Source organism: Fodinibius salicampi (assembly GCF_039545095.1).
In the GTDB taxonomy this organism is placed as follows: domain Bacteria; phylum Bacteroidota; class Rhodothermia; order Balneolales; family Balneolaceae; genus Fodinibius; species Fodinibius salicampi.
On the sequence record NZ_BAABRS010000002.1, the window covers coordinates 745,093 to 761,563 of the forward strand.

Genomic DNA, 16,471 nt, shown 5'->3' on the forward strand with positions numbered 1-16,471 from the left:
AAATATTATTCTCTAAACAGTTTGCTCTTGTTGAACCACTACAGGCTCAGTTTTCGCTTCTTCAAATTCATTATTCTCATCGTAGTTATGTGGATCGGCTTGCGGCATCACACCTTTAACTTCTGCAATGGCAACCATTGGCAGGAATCGGAGAAAAAGCAGGAAAAAGGTGAAAAAGAGTCCGAAAGTACCAATGTAAGTCAATATATCCCAAATGGTCGGGGAGTAGTAGTCCCACGCAGAAGGCATAAAATCGGTTGCAAGTGAGGCAACAGAAATCATAAATCGCTCAAACCACATGCCGATATTTACAATAATGGAGATGATGAATGTCGCAACAACATTTCGCCGAATACTCTTGATCCATAAAAACTGGGGTGTAACCACATTGCAGAACATAAGTGTCCAGAATCCCCAGGCATAAGGTCCTACCACATATAGCCAAAAAATACCTTGTTCATATATGTAGCCACTGTACCAGGCAACGAAACCCTCGGTTAGGTAAGCAAACCCAACCAGATTACCGGTCAATAGTAATACAAGGTTCATCTTTTCCATGATGTCGATGTTCATGATATCTTCGAGCCCATAAATTTTTCGGGCGATTAACATCAGGGTAAGAACCATTGCAAAACCAGAAAAAATAGCTCCTGCAACAAAATAGGGCGGAAAAATAGTACTGTGCCATCCGGGAATAACTGAAACGGCAAAGTCAAAGGATACAATAGTGTGGACTGAGAGTACCAATGGTGTTGCCAGTCCGGCCAGGATCATATAAGCCTTTTCATAATTCCACCAGTTGCGGAAACTACCAGTCCATCCCAAAGCTGCAATACCGTAAGAAATTTTAGCAACTTTGCTTTTTGCTTTATCGCGCAGTGTTGCAAAGTCGGGAATAAGTCCCACATACCAGAAAAGTAGGGAAACCGTAAAATAGGTACTTACGGCAAATACATCCCATAGGAGCGGACTTGAGAAATTAGGCCAGGCTGCCATCTGGTTGGGAATAGGAAAAACCCAGTAGATTACCCAGATACGACCTACGTGAATAGCAGGGAAAATACCCGCACACATCACAGCAAAGATCGTCATAGCCTCCGCAAAGCGGTTAATAGCCGTTCGCCAACCTTGCCTGAAAAGGAATAGAATCGCTGAAATAAGTGTTCCTGCGTGACCGATACCAACCCACCAGACAAAGTTAATAATGGCCCAACCCCAGCCTGCGGGATTGTTTAATCCCCATATACCGGTACCTTCCCAAATCAGATAGCCAATTGCTCCCAAAAGAACAAGAAGTAAAATATTTGCGAGTCCAAAGGCCAGATACCATAATTTAGGAGTGGGCGATAAGGGAGTTTTGGCAATAAGATCGGTAATATCCCCAAAATTATGATCGCCTTTTACGAGTTTTGGCTCTGGTACGTATTGATAATCTGTGCTCATCGTAAATTTATTGAAAATTAAGCCAATTTGGGATTGGGATTACGAAGTTTAGCAAGATACGACGTTCGAGGTCGTGTATTTAGCTCTTCAAGAAGCAGATAGTTACGGTTGTCCTTCTTTGCTTTAACTACTTCACTTTCTGGATCGGTAAGATCTCCAAAATAGATAGCATCTGCGGGACAAGCCTGTTGACATGCTGTTTCTACAGCTCCATCTTTAGGTTTCTTGGTTTCACCGTTTGTTTCAATGCTTCGATTGATCTTGGCACGGTTTACGCGCTGCACACAATAGGTGCATTTTTCCATCACACCACGGAATCGTACGGTTACTTCCGGATTCATTGCCATCTGAACGATTTCGGGATCGTCGCCGGTCGTCAAAAATTCCTTAGAGTAATTAAAGAAGTTGAAACGGCGAACTTTATAGGGACAGTTATTTGCACAATAGCGAGTACCAATACAACGATTATAGGTCATTTGGTTCATGCCATCATCACTATGAGTGGTTGCCGCAACAGGACAAACCTGCTCGCAAGGGGCCAGCTCGCAGTGCATACATGGCACAGGCTGATGTAACGCTTTGGGATTGTTTACATCTCCGTCAAAATAGCGGTCGTTACGTATCCAGTGCATTTCGCGCCCTTCACTTACTTCTCGCTTACCAATGACTGGGATATTATTCTCAGCCGTACATGCTATAGTACAAACGCCACAGCCGGTACAGGCATTAAGGTCAATCGCCATTCCCCATTGCGGCTCGTCGGCTGGATATTCTTGCTCATCAATAGAGTTAAAAATAGAGAGCGGACGATCTTCGCCATGTTCCTCCGCATAGGATAGACCCGGCATTTCGGCATCATATGAAGATTCATAAGAAGAGAAATTAGGGTCTTCACGGTATTCCTGAAGGGTAGCGTGACGCAGCAGCGATCGCCCTTCCATTGTATTGTGATCCTGCGTACAGGCAATTTCGTAAGTTCTGTTGGTCTTTTCTATGGAAATATTATCCGCAACAAGCATGTTTTCAGTAGTGCGAAGCGGATAAGTATCCGTTCCCATGGTATTGGCAACACGCCCGATGCCTTCCCGTCCATACCCAACGGTAATAGTAATGCTGTCATCGGCATGTCCAGGTTGTACCCAAGCCGGGATCTCAATCGTTGTTCCATCTACAGTGATGGAAACCACTTCAACTTCTGATTTTCCAAGTCCGGCCTCCGTAACTCCAAGTTCGTCTGCGGTCTTTTTACTCATCAAAGCCACATTATCCCAAGTTATTTTTGTCATCGGCTTGGGAAGTTCCTGCAGCCAGCCATTATTGGCATATCGACCGTCGAATACGGTTGAATCCGCCCGAATGACAAGCTCCATTCCTTCTGAGGGCTGAGCTTCACCGACAAAGGTCGCTGCCTGGGAACCAAACTCTTCCGCAATATTGACCGAAACAGTGGGATACTCCTCTTCTTCAGCTACTCCGTCATGGAGCACTCTTTCCCATTGGTCTTGGAAGTTTGAGGTAAAGTAATCTTGCCAGGTTTCCTGAACCAGATCGAAGCCATCGCTTTCTTCTCCGGTTAGAATCGTATTCAGAAACTCTATTTCACTGATTCCGGAATAAAGCGGTTCAATCTGTGGCTGTATGATGGAGCGCGTCCCCGTATAAGAAGTTCCATCGCCCCAAGCCTCAAGAAAATGGGCACGGTTAATGTGCCAGTTAGCTAATTTAGACGTTTCGTCGTAATAGTCGGAGAGATGGACAACCTGCTCGGCATTTGAGATCGCCTCAGGAAAGTTAAGGTCGGCCGGAGCGGTAAATGCCGGGTTGGTTCCCACTAATACTACTGTATCAATGGTTCCACTGTTAAGATTGTCAACCAATTCCGTAAATGCTTCCTGATTGTTCTGGTCCTCAATGTGGGGCACATCATAATAACTGACCGTTTCTCCGGCATTGCCAAGCGCAACATTCATGGCTGCTATTGTGGCATGCAGGGCAGGTTTATGATCCCGTCCAACTGTTAGTATGGAATCACCACGGTTTTCTAGTAGTTCTTCTGCTAATACGGGAATCCATTCGTGATCAGAAAACTCATTGCTGTATCCATTAAAGGCTTCTAGTCCGCTTACCGATTGGGACAGTTCAGCAGCCAGGGCATAGACAAATAGTTCAATATCACCCGACTTGATTCGCAATCGGTTATCGGCATTTGATCCGGTGAGTGAAAACGTACTCTCAACCGTGTAAAGTCGGGACATACCATCTTCCGGAGAGCTTACGCTTCGTCCATCCGTAAATTGTTTGGTATCCTCAACGCTATTTTTGTTAGCCGCGGGATTCAGGAAATCGTCATCAAAAGAAACGATGACATTTGCCTGTCCAAAGTGATTGTACGTTCGCAGGCGTTGTCCAAAGGCAATATTTGTGCCTTCAAGCGCATGATCTTCTCCAAAGGGTTCATATGTAATCCACTGTGCGTTGGAGAATGTCTCCAGTGCCTGCTCCTTTAGGCGACTGTAGGTAATGGATGAGTTTGCCTCCGATATAAAAGCAATATTTTGATCGGTGTTGGCAAAATGCTCGCTGCAAAATTCAGCAAAAGCACTGACAGATGACCGTTCGCCATCCTTGCGGATATAGCGTGAACGGTCTGGATCGTACATATTTAACAGTGATCCCTGGCCGAATATACTGGTATTGCCCTTGCTGGCGGGATGAAGCTCATTTCCTTCCACCTTGCTGGGTCTGCCCTCATTATTTTCTACGACAATACCTGCCAATGCATCTTGGAAGGGCATTGCTGAAGCATAATAGAGAGGATTGCCTGGTACAATATCTTCCGGCTCCTCGCTATAAGGCATAATCTTTTGAACCGGTCGTCGACAGGCAGCAAATCCAGCCAGGGCAATAGAAGCCCCCATAACACGCAGGAAGCTTCGCCTTGATACCTGATCATTTAGTTCAGTAGCATTTTCAGGGAACTCACGCTCGACGAACTTTTCATACTCCTCATTTTTGGCAAGTTCGCCCAGACTTTTCCAGTAATTGGGACTTGTTACTTCTTCGCTCATTCGGTTACGATTGCATTAATTCAGATTCGTTCGGTTTCTTGCTTCCATCCATTGATATTAATAATGGCAACTCTGGCAATAGGTTGGAGCGTTGATATTATTCTTAGATACCAGCTCTCGTCCTTTTTCTATCTGATTTTCAACTTTATAACCCATTGTTGTGACTTCTTCAATGGGACGAACATGTTGTTCGGGGTTTCTGTGACAATCAAGGCACCAGCTCATACTCAGGGGTTCTACTTGACGAACAACATCCATACGATCTATGCGGCCATGGCAGCTTTCACATCCAACTCCAACATTTACATGTGCTGCATGATTAAAAAAGGCATAGTCAGGAAGGTTGTGGACTCGAATCCATTCAATGGCTTCTCCTGTTTCCCAGCTCTCCCGAACTTTTTGGACTTCTTCTGGATTCTGTGTTCCATCAATTTGGCTGTGGCAGTTCATGCATGTCTCGGTTCCGGGAACATTGGCCTTGTCAGAATTAAAAACATCTGTGTGGCAATACTGGCAGTCAAAATCCAGCTGACCGGCATGTAACTTATGGCTGAATTGCACGGGTTGTTCAGGAGCATAGCCAACATCTGTATATTCAGGGGAAAAGTAGTACCAAACGCCGGCTACAGTTGCTGTCGCAATAATAATAAGCCCTAAAAGAATTTGGCGTGGAACATCATTTGCCCATTTTGGAAAAATCTGAGCCATAGGTCACGTGAAATTTATCGTTACTTATTAATCAAATGATTGTAATAGTTTCGGCCTGAAGGTATGGAAAATCCACCTTTTTTAGAACCCGTAAAAATGCCTTGGCAAATATTTAAATCGATTCTAAATAGGACCGCCTTATTAACTGCCTGTACAAATTGATGGGCAAAGATATAATCTATTTTTAAAAGATGCTTAATTAAAGTCTATTTTATCTGAAAATTAAGATTTTTGCTGAGAATGCTTTTCTATGTAGGCGAGGGAATTCTTTCACTAGGTGGAAATCTTATTTGTATATTATACCCGGTTTAAAATTTGACTCTAGATCTATTTCTTAATGAATTCTGAAAATCCGTATACCTTGAAACTCCTTAAGGATATAAGTTTATCCAAAGCGATAGGAGTTATCCTTGCTATTAGCGCGGGAGCACTTGGTTTTTTGTTTTGGCTGATCTATTTCAAGGGTGGGGAAGATTACAGTTCTGAATTAGTTGCCAGCTTACCAGCGCTTAATGCTTTATTAAATAGTACAAGTACGGTACTATTATTATTTGGTTTCCAGGCTATCAAGCAACAGAACATTACACGGCATATGAAGTTTAATTTGACTGCATTCGTAACTTCTTCTCTTTTTCTTATCAGTTATGTTATTTACCACAACTTTCATGGCGATACTCCTTTTACCGGTGAGGGATACATTCGTCCTATCTATTTCTTCATATTAATATCTCATATTATTCTTTCGACACTGGTCATGCCCATGATTCTAACCAGTTTTTATTTGGCGTTTTCCGGTAAAATTCAATTACATCGCAAGGTATCCAAAGTAACATTACCGGTTTGGCTTTATGTATCGGTAACGGGGGTTGTGATATTTTTTATGCTCCGTGCCTATTCCTGATTAAGATAAGTACCCGACTGTAAAACGAAATTTTGATCTTTTGATTGTAGGCAGGTAAAGATCAAAGATCAGGGGGGATATTAAAGGCCTCCGTCGATGGAGGCCTTTAATAATAGAAGTAGAGAGATAAAAGGGTTATCAGTAAGGATACTAGGTGAAATGTTTAAATCAAGAAATCTTCTCCTACTTCCGGAATCCAAACTTCTGTGTTTGTGGACTCTTCCGTAAATTCTTTAAAATCTTCAGGATCGCCCGTCAGTACAGGAAAAGTCCCATAGTGAATAGGCACCGCATAATCGGCCTGGATTAAGTCACATGCCATTGCTGCTTCCTGTGGAGCCATCGTATAGTGGTCGCCCATAGGTACGGCAATAATATCCGGTTCATAGAGTTCTCCATATAACTCCAAATCATAAAAAATATTGGTATCTCCCAAATGGTAAAACGTAATGTCATCGTCGAATGCAACAACAAGTCCTGCGGGATCTCCGGCGTAATCACCCTGAAAAGAAGAGCTGTGATTGGCGGATACCATGGATACGGAAAAATCATCGAATGAAACGGTGCCTCCTTTGTTGAATTCAACCGCCTGATCTTCACTTAGTCCGTGCTTACCAACAAGCAGTCGGGATAGCTCAACCATCGTAGCTACCGTACAACCGGTTTTTTCGGCAATATCCAGAGTATCGCCTACATGGTCTTCATGTCCGTGGGTAAGCAGAATATAATCAATGTCATCCTGCTGAGCATATTGATCTGGGGTTGTTGGATTTTGTGAAAGAAAAGGATCGATTAATATCTTTTTCCCGGCGGGACTTATAAGTTTAAAGGCCGAATGTCCCAGCCATTGTGCTTGAACTGCTGTTTCCATAATAATCAAAATTTAAGGTTAATTATGATTTTCGTTAAAAAGCTGTTGACTATCCGTAATCATTGTGTTATAAATGAGTTTCAAAGGTGCATAAAGCAGGAGGCTCCATGCGAATGATACACACTATCGAAGTTAGATTATTATCACAACTTTTTAAACGGAATCATTCCCCGCACCTTTGTTGCATATCTAAATAAAACGATCACTTAAATACTATTAAGGAGTTTTTTATGGCAGAACGTATTAAATTACATCCGGAAACGCCCCATGTTAAACGTATTTTTGAAATTGCTGATAAGATTAAGCAGGGGGATGTAATACTTTTTCCTACCGACAGCCAGTATGCAATTGGCTGTGACTATAAAAATAAAAAAGGTATTGAGAGAATCCGGGAGATCCGTCAACTGGACAAAAACGATCACTTAACAATTTTATGTGATTCTCTTTCTGGTATCTCAAAGTTTGCTCATATTTCTGATCATAATTTTAAGCTGATTAAACGACTTATCCCGGGTCCTTATACTTTTATTCTGCCGGCAACAAAAGAAGTACCCAAACTGTTGGTTCATCCAAAGAAAAAAACCGTTGGTATTCGGGTGCCGGACTATCCTATAGCTCAGGGACTGGTTCGGGAGGTAGGACATCCGATGCTGGCAATTACAGCCAAAAAGCCGGAAATGGAGGAAGAAGCTTTAAATACTTATGAACGAGAACCATTTTTGAGAGAATTTGAGAAGCAGGTAGATATTATTATTGACAATCAGCAAGAATTGCCATCGCGAGGTACATCTATTTTGGATATGACCGATGATAATACCAAGCTATTGAGAGAAGGCCTTGGAATGGAGGCATTGGAAGAAGTGTTTCGGATGCAACGGGAACCATTAGAGGAAGTTAGTTAAAATTAATTATATGAAAATAGCAATAAATACAGGCGGTGGGGATGCTCCCGGGCTCAATGCAGCTATTCGGGCAGCAACGCTAGCCGCCTTAAAGAGAGGCTGGGAAGTTTATGGCATTAAAAATGGGTATGGATCTATTTATACCGATGAACCATTTATAAAAATGGATGCGGAAACGGTCCACGGAATTACAATGCAGGGTGGGACCATCCTGGGTACTGCAAACAGGGGTAATCCCTTTGAAATGCCTCATCAGAAAGAAGATGGTACATGGACGACAAAGGATGTATCCGATCGCCTCGTAAAAACCTTTAAAGAATATGATATTGATGCCCTTATCGCCATAGGTGGAGATGGCTCAATGAATATAGCCAGCAAGCTTATTAAGAAGGGGATTAACATTGTTGGTGTTCCAAAAACCATCGATAATGATATTTATGGCTGTGATGTAACGCTCGGTTTTGATACAGCTATTGATATAGCAACCGAGGCCATAGATCGCATAACTACGACGGCCGAATCTCACCATCGACTGATGGTGGTGGAAGTGATGGGGCGGTATGCAGGCTGGATTGCTCTTTATGCCGGTATCGCTTCCTCGGCGGATGTGGTGCTCATTCCTGAAATACCGTTTTCTTACGATTCCATCGAAGAAAAGATTAAAGAGCGAGAAGCCAACGGACGCCATTATACGATGATTGTGGTGGCGGAAGGGGCCAAGGCACAGGACGGAGAAGTTGTTACCAAGGGTAAAAGTGTGGGTCAACAGGTACAACTCGGCGGTATTGCTGATCGCATTGCGGATGAGTTGAGTGAACGAACGGGGAAAGAATCGCGCACGGTTGTGTTGGGACATTTACAGAGAGGGGGATCTCCATCTACCTATGACCGTCTCATTTCGCTCCGTTTTGGAGCAGCCGCAATACGTTGCGTGCAGGAACATGATTATAATAAATTGGTAGTTTTACAGGATAATCAACTCAAGCGTGTTCCTATCACCAGCATTGAAGGTAAGATGAAATCTGTTTCACTGGATAGTGACACTGTGCAAACTGCAAGAGATATTGGCGTTTGCCTGGGGGATTAATATGGGTATTTTCGATACGGTTAAAGAAGCTTTTTCTTCATCGGGGCGTGCTGATTTTTGGAACGATTTGGATAATATAAGCCAAATTGAAGCAGCTATTTTAGCCTCTGAACATCGTCCACAATTAATCTATAAGCACAGTTCCCGGTGTAGTGTCTGTTTCTTTGCAAAGAAACAGATTGAAGAGATACCGGAGACTATACGGGAGCAGCTTGATCTGTATTTTGTCGATGTAATAGGTTGGCGGGAAGTATCCGATGCGATTGCAGAAGAGTTTTCCATTACCCATGAGTCGCCTCAATTGTTGATAATATACGACAGGGAGGTTGTATGGCATGGGTCACATCGGGAAATACAGTCGGATATGATTACAGATAAGTTGCGGGAACACCTTTAGTTTCGCTTTAAAAGCTCTTTGAAGTTCTGCTCAAAAGGAGGCTTCACAATACCTTTTTCAGTGATATAAGCCGTAATATACTTATTGGGAGTGATGTCAAAAGCGGGATTATAAGCTTCAACTTTTGAGGGAGCTATTTCTGTCCCTTCAAAATGGGTAACTTCCTCACTTTCCCGTTCTTCATGGGAGAATGCATCTCCTGCCTGTAGTTCCATATCAATTGTGGAAAAAGGAGCCGCAACATAAAAAGGGATGTTATTTTCCTTGGCTAAAACCGCAAGGGGATAAGTTCCCACTTTACCTGCCGAATCTCCATTAGCAGCAATATGATCGCTGCCAACAAGTATCAAATCCACCTCTTTTTGGTGCATTAATAGTCCGGCTGTTGAGTCAGTAATTAATGTCATTGGAATTTCGGCATTTTTAAGCTCCCATGCCGTAAGCCGTGCTCCCTGGAGGAGAGGCCGCGTTTCACTTACCCAAACTTTTAGATCTGTATTGTTCTTATGAGCCTGAAAAATAGCGGAAAGGGCCGTTCCATATTTTCCGGTAGCTAAACTTCCGGTATTGGCATGGGTAAGAATACGAGCTTTTTTCGGGATGAGATCCATCCCATATTCACCAATTTTTTTACACCCTCTTTTGGTCTCGTCATCGATGGTAATAGCTGTTTTAAGTACAATATCCTTAATTTCAGCTATTTCTTTCTCCTCATGTGCCTGGATGGTTTTTTGGATTCTATTTAATGACCATTGTAGATTCCGGACAGATGGGCGAGCAGATTCCAGGTATTCCGATAGTCGTTTTACTTCGATAGAAAAACTATGGAAAGAATCATTGGGTAGTTCTTTGATTCCGAGATATAAGCCGTAGGCCGCCGCAATCCCAATGGCTGAAGCCCCTCGTATGCGTTCCTTTTGAATAGCCTCCCAAATGCGCCCCACATCGCGTATGTCACTATAGACTTCTCTACCAGGCAAATAAGTTTGATCGAGAATGCGGAGATGGTCTTCGCGCCATTCAATAGATTGAATAGCAGCATCGCTATCATTGCTCATATATTATTTTGTCTAAAGAATCTAGAAATTATTTTTTCAAAGAAGCCAATTGTTTGTACCCCAACTGATCCCTTTTCTTTGAAGGAAAAGCTAAGCTTTGAAAGGATCAGCAATCTTGACCAAACTTATTGATTTGCGGGTAAAATTTCTAATATTTTGTAATTTAGTTCTAATATCCGGTTACAATCCCGTTACCCCTGGGATCTGCAGCGCCGTATTTGATTCCTGTCTCATCAATATAAATAGTATGAGCTTGTCCTGAGCTTTCAATTGATTTTAATTTGTGTCCCAATTCTTCCAGGCTATGTTGGGTATCGGGACTTAAAGTATACTCCTCATAATAGAGTGTATCGGGCATCCACTGGTGATGGAAACGGGGGGCCGAGTTTGCTTTTTGAGTCGGCATTTCAAAAACGGCCATATTCAAAAAATTATGGAGGGTTGCAGTGATAATGCGTGGTCCGCCAGCGGCCCCCAATACCATGCGTACTGAATCATTCTTTGTTACGATGGCAGGCGACATACTGCTAAGCATTCTTTTTTGAGATTTTATAGCATTTGCTTTTCCCTGTATCAACCCAAACATATTAGGTTCGCTCGGTTCGGCTGTAAAGTCATCCATCTCGTTATTCAGAAAGAAACCGGCCCCGTCAACAGCGACCTTACTACCGAAGTTACCGTTGAGAGTAGTGGTAACAGCTACGGCATTTCCCTGTTCATCTACTATTGAGAAGTGGGTTGTCTCTTTGGATTCTGGAAAGGGAATATCACCATGATCAATTTTATCACTGTTTGAGACGGTATCCCAGCTAAAACTCTTCATGCGTTTTTTGTTATAGGCAGAATCCAAAAGTTTATCCTGTGGAATATTTACAAAGTCGGGATCGCCTAAAAAGTGGGCGCGGTCGGCAAACGCACGCCGCATGGTTTCAGTCAAAAGATGAATATATTTTGCGGAGTTAAATCCTAATTTTTTAAGATTATAGGGATTTAACATATTCAATATTTGAGCAATAGCAATACTTCCACTGCTGGGGGGCGGCATTATATGGAGATTAAAGTCTCTAAATGGAGTACGAACGGGTGTCCGCCAGATACTTTCATAAGCCTTGAGATCTTTGTGGGAAATTAGTCCACCCTGATTTTCCATCTCTTTCACAATTAGATCTGCCGTATGTCCTTCATAGAATCCTGCGCGACCGTTTTTCGCAATGCGCTCTAATGTTTTGGCCAAATCAGCTTGGACAAAATGTTCATTTTCTTTCCATTTAGTACTGTCTGCTTTCAGAAAGTAGCGTGATGTCCCCTCATATTTTCCCAAAACCTTCCGGTAGTTGTTTAGCGTTTCGGTTTGTTTATAGGAGAGCGGATAGCCGTTACGGGCCAACTTAATGGCGGGTTCAATAACTTCTTTAAGGGAGAGAGTCCCATATTTATTGAGAGCCTTCACCATGCCATCGACGGTTCCGGGAACCCCGGAAGCCAAGGCCCCTTCACGACTAAGTTTGGGGACATATTGTCCATCCCGAATATACATATCCTTGTCTGCCTTAAGCGGGGCCTTTTCCCGAAAGTCCAGGGCTATACTGCTGCCGTCTTCGAGGTGAATCACCATGAATCCACCGCCTCCGATATTGCCGGCGCGGGGTAGGGTTACTGCGAGAGCAAACTGGACGGCCACTGCTGCATCAATGGCATTGCCACCCTGTTTGAGTATACGACGTCCAACTTCAGATGCATGCTTTTCAGCGGTTACAACAATTCCATTTTCATAAGACTTTGTCCATCCTATCTGGGCCTTGATTTCAAGTGGTAAGCTTAAAAAAAGAGATATAGTAAAAATCCAAAACGGACATCGATAAAAATACGTGGTCTTCATCAGCCTACTCATTTTGTTTATTTTTTTCGCTAGGGTGATTTTATAGAGAGTGCTGGGTACTATACAATAAATGAGATTATTCCTGAAATGAGTATAGATATAAAATTATGGGAAATCACATCAAATCGGAGTGGGTTTATTCGACTGTAATTCGAAACCTAATCATAGATCATATCCAGATTTATGGATTGATATAATGATAAGCATAAAATATCGAAGAAATTTTCGGCTTAACCCATCAATAATTAATATGATGAGTGCTATTTATCTAAATAGTTGTTTTGTTTTGCTTCATGTATTGCATTCAGCAAAAGACGTACCTCCAAAAGGAGTTTATGATCATCCTTACACTTATCCTTTATAAATTTTTTTTGTTCCTGTATAGTGTTTAGTGATAAAGCCTGATCGACTATTAATTCAATTTTTTTCCACCGTTGTTGTTTCATAGTCCCTCTCTTTACTAAGGCGTTTTACCTTCCTTCCAATATTATATGCGTAAAGGAAATGTAAAAAAGGCCAAATTTTATTGATACGAAAAGAAATCGTTTTTCGATATATCGGCCAGGTGAATCGATTTGATCCAATTTGTATGAACCTTACGTATATAACTATGTATCGATTTTCATTTATTCACTATTTCTAAATAACATTTCTATAAAGTTATGTATCGACTATCAAGAATCATGACGTTAATTGTAATTATAATCTTACCGTTTTTCTTGGGCTGTGAAGGTCCACAGGGACCAAACGGGTCACAAGGTCCACAGGGACCTGAGGGTCCGGTTGGACCGGCCGGGGAGGACGGTAGTGTGATGTATTCAGGACAAGGAGGACCTAGTGCTGATATTGGAGATAATGGTGATTATTACCTGAATCAAAATACCGGTGAGCTGTACGGCCCCAAAGACAGCGACGGCTGGGGGAATCCGATTATTGTATTGATGGGGGAAGACGGCCAGGATGGAGCTGACGGAGAAGACGGTACCCAGATCCACGCCGGAAGTGGAGCCCCGGACGCCTCTGTTGGAGTAGTGGGCGATTTTTATATCGATACGGCTAACCAAAACCTGTACGGACCGAAAACAGACAACGGCTGGGGCAGTGCGATTGACCTGAACGGTGAAGATGGGGCCGACGGACAAGATGGAGCTGATGGGGAAGACGGGAGTCAGATTTATTCGGGCTCCGGAAGCCCTGATGCCTCGCTGGGAACCACCGGTGATTATTATTTTGATACCGCCAATAAGGATTTGTACGGCCCTAAAACGGACAGCGGCTGGGGAACGCCCACGAACCTGAGTGGCGATGACGGACAGGATGGGGAAGACGGCAGCCAGATTTATGCCGGCACGGGTACCCCCGATGCGTCGCTGGGAGTTGAAGGAGATTATTACCTTGATAAAAGCAGCTATGAGTTATACGGACCTAAAACAAATAATGGCTGGGGTACTCCTATAAACTTGAAAGGGGCGGATGGCAATGCCAATGTAACGCGGTATATTTTCCCAGCTCACGACTTTTCATTTGATTCTAGCTTTAATGAATCAATAAATATAGACGGTGATGATGTAAATGAAAGTGTCTGGCTTGCGTATATGGTTAGTACTAATGGATGGAAATACCAAATTACCAACGGGGAGGCATATGGTTCAGTTTATAAATTTTATCACGCTACAAGTAGTGCCATTATGGTAATTGATTTAAAAGAGGGCACGGGTGAGGTCTATGATCCAATCGAGATCGTACGAATTGAATCCAGTGAAACGGTGGATTACCGCAAGCAGAAAGGGGACTCCATCATTCCCGATGATTTGGATACCTCCGACTATGAAGCCGTAGCGGACTATTATAACTTTTACAGTGAATAGTAATCAGTTGTTAAGAATGGTATTTAATCGCTGATTATACCTATTAGCATAAATATGTTTGGAAGGTAGTAAAACTTCAAAAGGCTCTGCTGAAAGGCAGGGCCTTTTTATTTTCGTCAATGCATAACAAGACTTTCTGTTTGGTATTGCAAATGTGAATTTGTCCCCATCCCGTAAGAGATTACGCATAGTACTATGTAGAATTTTTAAAGGTGAACCAAAGTTCAATATTATGCAAAAATCGATATTTACCCTATTCTTTTCACTGTTAATACTATTTTTTGTTTCTTGTGATAACACCGGTACCGAACCAGAACCCCTCGAATTTGTAACTGAACCTTCTGATGATTTAACACAAATGATTGAAGAAACTCCGAGTGATTTTACCTGGGAGTATTTCGGGCCAAATATTCAAATTAGCCTTCAGTCAGATAATGACTGGGAAGGAGAACTGGTATTATCCGGTTTCCAGATTGCAAATAATGAAATTATAGATCGAATTACCACTAATTCCTATCCGGCTAATTCTGAAATGCTATCCGGAGATGGTATTCTTGGAAGTGATTTAACTATCGATTTTCACGTCCCGGGTTGGGGTGATTGGAAAGTAATATCCGATATAAACTTGAAGTGGAATAATACAAAGGTTCAGGAACATATTGAGCTTTGGGAAGTGAATGAGAGTTGGTCTCCTTCTGAAATTGAGGATGCGATTTTATCAGAAGTTGATCTTGAAGAAAATGAGACGCTCTTCGTGGTGTATGCTCAACTTGCAGGAGAGTCTCCGGAGAGAGAACAAACTATACGACCGTTTGGTTTGCTCATGAGAGAAGAGTGATTTCCTACTAGAAAAGGCGATGACAGAGAAGCTAACTTTACAGTCTGCTAGTGGGTATTTGGATCGATTTGTCCTCATTCCGTATTTAATCACGCATATTACTATGTAGAAGAATTATAAGACAAATCAATGATTCAAGTTAAATTCAAGAGGTGACCTTTATGGGAACACAGAAAAGTTACTTAACAACTAAGAATTCTAATTTTTTATCTTCTCTTCGGTTTATTGTTAAGCAGGGTGGTATTTTATTTGCAGGTTTATTCCTGTTGTTTGGAATCTCCGCCTGTGATATTACCGAGGAACAGGCAGAAGAAAAGGAGGGACAGGAAGAAGTAGAGTTTGTTAATCAGGAAATCTCAACTGAAGAGGCTGCAGAAGCCCGGGATTTCTGGACCACTGAGCGACTACAGCAAGCGGAACCGTATCAGCCTGAGTGGGAAAGCCACGAAGAGGAAGATCCTCCAGGTACACAACCTAACTATGATGTACCTGGAGAATCCGTGGAGTTACTGCAAAGGGAAGGAAATCCTCCTGAAGTGATGAAGGGAAGTGATACGGGTACCAAGAGAGTAAATAAAGATACCCAGGTACGTGATGCTTCCCAGGTTAGTGAGAACTATACTCAGTATCCATACCGATCAGTGGGTAAGGTATTTTTTACAAAAGATGACAACTGGTTTTCATGTAGCGCTTCAGTTATAGCATCGGAGAACCGGAGTGTGGTTTGGACCGCAGGGCACTGTGTGTCTGAACAAGGAGAAGAAGACTGGCATGATAATTGGATCTTTATACCTGCTTATGAAAGTGGGGACGAGCCACTTGGAAGATGGTCAGCTCGTGTAAAAACAACGATAGTTGCCTGGCATTCGGGCGGAAATCGTAACTATGACTTAGGTGCGGTTGTTGTTGAAAAACGCGACGAACGACCTATTGCCTCCGTTACCGGTTCGCTCGGATGGTGGTTTAATGCTTCCAGAAATAAAGATTGGAGAGTGCTTGGCTATCCCGGTTCTGGTAATTTATTCAGTGGACAGAAGATGTGGGAATGCTTCGCACCATATGACGGTGCAGATGGCGTCGGTTCAAATCCAGGCCCACGTACTTCTGCCATTGTTGATTGTGATATGACCGGAGGAGCAAGTGGAGGTCCCTGGGTTGTCGCTTTTGAGAATTGTCCCAGTTGCTATATAAACGGCGAAACCAGTTGGGGATGGTGGAGAAGAGGCCATTCTAATCTGAGTACACAGCTGGCCAGCCCGTATCATGGAAGTGCAGCCCATAACCTGCTTCAGTTTGCCGAAGGATTTTAGGTTAACTGATCAAGTAATTTATTTGGATTTTGTGGATGGGGAATGAGATAGTCTGTAGATAATCATGAAATGCCCTCAGCGGTATGAAAGCCACTGAGGGCTTTTTAACGGAACAAATCAAGAGGCTGATCGCAGGAAAAT

Annotated in this window: 14 protein-coding genes; 7 read left to right on the forward strand and 7 right to left on the reverse strand. The window is 42.7% G+C overall.

Annotation, left to right across the window (positions count from 1 at the left end):
- Window positions 1-12: 12 nt before the first annotated feature.
- From nrfD to ABEB05_RS10980, 3 genes are read right to left on the reverse strand one after another with little or no spacing between them, the layout of a single operon-like run.
- Window positions 13-1,443, reverse strand: coding sequence for an NrfD/PsrC family molybdoenzyme membrane anchor subunit (gene nrfD, locus ABEB05_RS10970; RefSeq protein WP_265790085.1), 1,431 nt, complete (start codon window positions 1,441-1,443; stop codon window positions 13-15).
- 17 nt (window positions 1,444-1,460) lie between these two features.
- Window positions 1,461-4,511 (reverse strand): TAT-variant-translocated molybdopterin oxidoreductase, encoded by a 3,051-nt coding sequence (locus ABEB05_RS10975; protein WP_265790086.1) that lies wholly within the window; start codon window positions 4,509-4,511, stop codon window positions 1,461-1,463.
- A 57-nt stretch (window positions 4,512-4,568) separates the two neighbouring features.
- On the reverse strand, window positions 4,569-5,219 hold the full coding sequence (locus tag ABEB05_RS10980) for a cytochrome c3 family protein (protein ID WP_265790087.1): 651 nt from the start codon (window positions 5,217-5,219) through the stop codon (window positions 4,569-4,571).
- Window positions 5,220-5,580: 361 nt separating this feature from the next.
- On the opposite strand from ABEB05_RS10980, the gene ABEB05_RS10985 reads away from it, so the two are divergent.
- Window positions 5,581-6,120, forward strand: a complete 540-nt coding sequence (locus tag ABEB05_RS10985) for a DUF420 domain-containing protein (RefSeq protein WP_265790088.1) — start codon at window positions 5,581-5,583, stop codon at window positions 6,118-6,120.
- 163 nt (window positions 6,121-6,283) lie between these two features.
- Here the strand turns inward: ABEB05_RS10985 and ABEB05_RS10990 are convergent, their stop codons facing one another.
- Entirely contained in the window at window positions 6,284-6,991 is a 708-nt protein-coding gene (locus tag ABEB05_RS10990) for a metal-dependent hydrolase (protein WP_265790091.1), read from the reverse strand.
- 230 nt (window positions 6,992-7,221) lie between these two features.
- Here ABEB05_RS10990 and ABEB05_RS10995 point away from each other — a divergent pair, with 230 nt between their 5' ends.
- Genes ABEB05_RS10995 through ytxJ form a run of 3 tightly spaced genes read left to right on the forward strand, consistent with a single transcriptional unit; the run spans window position 7,222 to window position 9,377 of the window.
- Window positions 7,222-7,893 carry an L-threonylcarbamoyladenylate synthase gene (locus ABEB05_RS10995; RefSeq protein WP_265790092.1) on the forward strand — a complete coding sequence of 224 codons (672 nt, stop codon included), beginning with the start codon at window positions 7,222-7,224 and terminating at the stop codon, window positions 7,891-7,893.
- A 10-nt stretch (window positions 7,894-7,903) separates the two neighbouring features.
- The gene (locus ABEB05_RS11000) at window positions 7,904-8,980 is read left to right on the forward strand and encodes a 6-phosphofructokinase (protein ID WP_265790094.1); all 1,077 of its coding nucleotides are present in this window, start codon (window positions 7,904-7,906) and stop codon (window positions 8,978-8,980) included.
- 1 nt (window position 8,981) lies between these two features.
- Complete coding sequence (ytxJ, locus tag ABEB05_RS11005) at window positions 8,982-9,377, forward strand: bacillithiol system redox-active protein YtxJ (protein ID WP_265790096.1); 396 nt, start codon at window positions 8,982-8,984, stop codon at window positions 9,375-9,377.
- On the opposite strand, the gene mtnA is transcribed toward ytxJ, so the two are convergent.
- From mtnA to ABEB05_RS11020, 3 genes are all read right to left on the reverse strand, one after another.
- Complete coding sequence (gene mtnA / locus ABEB05_RS11010) at window positions 9,374-10,435, reverse strand: S-methyl-5-thioribose-1-phosphate isomerase (RefSeq protein ID WP_265790098.1); 1,062 nt, start codon at window positions 10,433-10,435, stop codon at window positions 9,374-9,376. The two genes, ytxJ and mtnA, sit on opposite strands and share 4 nt — an antisense overlap.
- Window positions 10,436-10,604: 169 nt before the next feature.
- Window positions 10,605-12,314, reverse strand: a complete 1,710-nt coding sequence (gene ggt, locus ABEB05_RS11015; protein ID WP_265790100.1) for a gamma-glutamyltransferase — start codon at window positions 12,312-12,314, stop codon at window positions 10,605-10,607.
- Window positions 12,315-12,574: 260 nt separating this feature from the next.
- Window positions 12,575-12,760: a hypothetical protein gene (locus tag ABEB05_RS11020; RefSeq protein ID WP_265790103.1), complete on the reverse strand. Its 186-nt coding sequence runs from the start codon at window positions 12,758-12,760 to the stop codon at window positions 12,575-12,577.
- Window positions 12,761-12,997: 237 nt separating this feature from the next.
- Here ABEB05_RS11020 and ABEB05_RS11025 point away from each other — a divergent pair, with 237 nt between their 5' ends.
- From ABEB05_RS11025 to ABEB05_RS11035, 3 genes are all read left to right on the forward strand, one after another.
- Window positions 12,998-14,182: a collagen-like domain-containing protein gene (locus ABEB05_RS11025; protein WP_265790105.1), complete on the forward strand. Its 1,185-nt coding sequence runs from the start codon at window positions 12,998-13,000 to the stop codon at window positions 14,180-14,182.
- Window positions 14,183-14,414: 232 nt separating this feature from the next.
- Complete coding sequence (locus ABEB05_RS11030; RefSeq protein WP_265790107.1) at window positions 14,415-15,020, forward strand: hypothetical protein; 606 nt, start codon at window positions 14,415-14,417, stop codon at window positions 15,018-15,020.
- A gap of 161 nt (window positions 15,021-15,181) precedes the next feature.
- Complete coding sequence (locus ABEB05_RS11035; protein WP_265790109.1) at window positions 15,182-16,330, forward strand: trypsin-like serine peptidase; 1,149 nt, start codon at window positions 15,182-15,184, stop codon at window positions 16,328-16,330.
- Window positions 16,331-16,471: the final 141 nt, after the last annotated feature.